Origin of the sequence: Proteiniphilum sp. UBA5463, from assembly GCF_002427225.1 — a bacterium.
In the GTDB taxonomy this organism is placed as follows: domain Bacteria; phylum Bacteroidota; class Bacteroidia; order Bacteroidales; family Dysgonomonadaceae; genus Proteiniphilum; species Proteiniphilum propionicum.
Genome location: NZ_DIQL01000012.1, coordinates 13,638 through 15,446, shown reverse-complemented (window position 1 = coordinate 15,446; position 1,809 = coordinate 13,638). Strand labels below are relative to the sequence as shown.

The 1,809-nt window shown below is 42.0% G+C and carries 1 protein-coding gene; it reads right to left on the bottom strand.

From position 1 onward, the window contains the following. A partial coding sequence (locus B3B27_RS02620) for an RHS repeat domain-containing protein (RefSeq protein WP_414703308.1) occupies window positions 1-1,712 on the bottom strand: 1,712 nt, incomplete at its 3' end. Window positions 1,713-1,809: the final 97 nt, after the last annotated feature.

Genomic DNA, 1,809 nt, shown 5'->3' with positions numbered 1-1,809 from the left:
TGGTCGATCACCACCCGGTTGTTGCCCTGATGATCCTTCAGGTAGTAGTGATACGTGGGGGTGGTGCCCGAGAGGGTGATGTATCCCTCCTCCGTGAGGATCATGCTCAACGTGCCGTTCCTGTACACCTTGTTACCCGCATATTCTGTTTTTACCGTGCTGCCGCCAACCGTGTAAGCTACGCTCAGCTTACTGCCCGCCGCGTCATAACCGTAGCTGACGGTATTCCCGTCCGCAAAAGCTACCACACTTGGCAAATTTAATGAATTATACGTGATCGAGGCAATGTTTTTGTTTAAATCTTTCGTCAGGTTGCCGTTGGCATCGTAGGTATATTCATTGGCCACGTTCGCCCTGTCCACAAAATGAAATGCACCCGGATAGGTAATGGGGGTGGTGACCGCGTCCGATACCCTGATGAGCCGGTTACCCGTGTAGGTATAAGCGAGGTTGTCCATCATTCCGTAGCCGCTGTCCAGCTTCCCTTGTCGCTGGAGGGATAGGATGTTGCCCGCCTTGTCGTAAGCGGTGACCGTTTCATTGAAACGGCCGAGGTTGGCTGTCAGCGATGCTCCCTCACCGTAGGCGGCGGCAGTGAGACGGTTCAAGCCGTCATAGGCGAACCTGTATCCCCTCTCGGTGGTTTCATCACCGGCCCTCCACTTCATGGCACTAATATTTCCGTTGTACAGTGCTTTATCGGGCACAACACCATTTACCGATGATTCATAAGTTAATGTTTGGTTGAATTTTGTACCAACGATCTGCGTAAGCCAGTCACGGACATTATAGTTATAAGAAATTTGTTCAGGTGTTTCACTAATTGTTTTTGATATTAATCGACCAACTTTATCATACTTATATTCATAATATTTCAGATCTCCGTTTACAGAATGTTCAACTCCCACCAATCGCAACATTTTATCATAAGAATAGGAGAAGAATTCTTCCAGCGTTGTTTTTCCATCAAAAGAGTGTACAAGCTTTTTACACATTGGCTTTCTAATAAAGGAATACTCTATATATTCATCATCAAATCCCCCAAACCGATTTGATGTATGGGTTTGAATAATCCTATCATGTTGATCATAATAGGTAGCAGAAATAGTATATTTTTTTGAGTTATCAAGCTGATACAATCTGGTTCCGGTTAATAATCCTTTTGAATTACCGGGTTGGTCAATTTGGGCATATGGTATATAATTCAATTTTTCCGGGTTGATAGAGGTTTGAAAAGAAATAAAGTCATAATTATCATAATAATTTACCGAAAGAAGGGCTACGTTTTGTAGAACTATATTGGGTATATAACCGGCAAAAGAGTTATCGGCTTCACCCAACTCACATTTTACTATAGTGTTTTTACACCCTTCAATATCTGGGTTTATACAGATTCCGGAAACGATCGGTCTTCCTACCGAATCGTATAGAAAAAAACTCCAGGTATTGGGGTCTCCGCTGCGTTGATTTCCATCTTGAGAAAATATCAATTGGTCTGCTTTGTCATATATAAAATAGAAAGGCTCACAGCCCGGTAGTTTTTTCTCAATACAACGATTCCTTTCATCGTATTTGTAGATATAAGCAAAATTGGATAGTGTGGTTTGAGAGATATCAGAAACTGCCGGAGGTAAAACATATCTTAGATTTCCAAAATCATCATAGACATAATAGGTGTCACTATTTGCACCGGCATTTTTCTTCCTTTCCATAACTACTTGTCCTAATTTGTTCACAAATGCGTATGACACGCACTTATCTTCATCTGTGATTTTAGTAACAAATAACTCTCCGTTTGGATAATTGTTT